2 protein-coding genes are annotated in these 1,468 nt (G+C 42.4%); both read right to left on the bottom strand.

Going from position 1 to position 1,468, the window contains the following annotated elements; genetic code table 11:
- Positions 1-48: 48 nt before the first annotated feature.
- Positions 49-843 carry a hypothetical protein gene (locus B7Y67_RS17865; protein WP_293599784.1) on the bottom strand — a complete coding sequence of 265 codons (795 nt, stop codon included), beginning with the start codon at positions 841-843 and terminating at the stop codon, positions 49-51.
- 118 nt (positions 844-961) lie between these two features.
- A partial coding sequence (locus tag B7Y67_RS17870) for a cytochrome b/b6 domain-containing protein (RefSeq protein ID WP_293599785.1) occupies positions 962-1,468 on the bottom strand: 507 nt, incomplete at its 5' end.

A 1,468-nucleotide genomic window follows, 5' to 3' on the forward strand; every position in this document is an offset into this window, starting at 1 on the left:
TATTGATTTAATAGAATAGGTCATAATTTTTCCTTAGTGATTTAGAAATTAACGTTTAATTCTTTGAGACTGCTTCTTGCTCATATTCAGTTGTGCAGCACCAGCTAAAAAAACTATGATTGTTAGAAAAATTGCGCTTGTCCACATCGCCCCAACTCCCAATCCACCATAACTAGGAGACTGTGTCAACAAATCGCCCAAGGCAGCTCCAAAGGGGCGAGTTAGGATATAGGCAATCCAAAATGTGAGCACTGCGTTGGCATCAGCACGAAATGCAATATAAGCTAAGGCAATCAAGATCCCAAATGCGATCACGCCATTTGTAAAGCCTAAACCCAGTGCCTCTGTAGCTAAATCACCCGCAGCCGTTCCCAAGGCAAAGGTACATAAAATCGCTGCCCAGTAAAATCCTTCGCGACGCCTTGTAGAAATCTCATGAATCGAGAGTGAGTGCTCCACTCGATACCAGATTGCAAAAATTGCACTGAGTAATATTGCAAATGCAGTGGTACTGATATAAAGACTTATACCCAAGCCATCAGTTAGTAAATCGGTAATCTGGGTCCCCACCACACTCACTAAAACTACGGTTAGCCAGTAAATCCATGGTGTGAAACGCCGAGTACGAAATTGCCAAAATAAGGCGATAGTCAGAAGCACGCCCATAACTACCCTAGTAATCCCTTGGCCCCAGCCAATATTCACAGCCAAAAAGTCTGCAACAGTTTCACCCACTGTAGTAGACATAATCTTGATCACCCAAAAGGCTAATGTCACTTCGGGAACCTTATTTAACATTTTCCCAATCCCATGGCTTGACTTACTAGTTTGTATAGCGCTCATTTTTTATCTTTAAATAGTTTTTAATGTGGTTAGTTTGAGCCTCAATACTTAGCTCAACCTTAGTTGTAAGGATTTTTGCAAGCCTCTTATGATCGTGCCAATAAACTGAATCGGCTAATTAACGCGTCCATGGGAGCATTGATTTAAGCGTATGATCACGTAGGCAATAGTGATGCCAAAGAGCTGCTAGGCCATGAATGCCGGCCAAGATAACTAAGGCATTTCCCAAAAATGGATGTACGTCACCTAGCCAAGAAAACCAAATGCTTGATATCTTTATTAACGGCAATGTGATGCCTGCAAATACATAGTTTTGTGTTTTACTCATCAGCAATATCAAACCAGCAAGCGGAACAAGTAGCATCAAAAGATATAGCGCCCCTTGAACAGTAGAGACCAACAGGTGCCATAAGCTCGACCCTGGTTGCGACTTGGGCGAACCTAGATACACCTTAAAAAATAAACGCAAAAATACTAGCGGTATAACCAATAAACCTGAGGCGACATGTATTTGCCCCAAAATGACATCGGTTGTGCTGTGAGTATCTGTAGGATCTCCGCTAGTAATGTAAGCCACAACAACAGCGCAGACTGTCAACCAGTGGAGAATGATGCTTGGCAATGG

It is taken from the genome of Polynucleobacter sp. 35-46-11 (genome assembly GCF_002281105.1).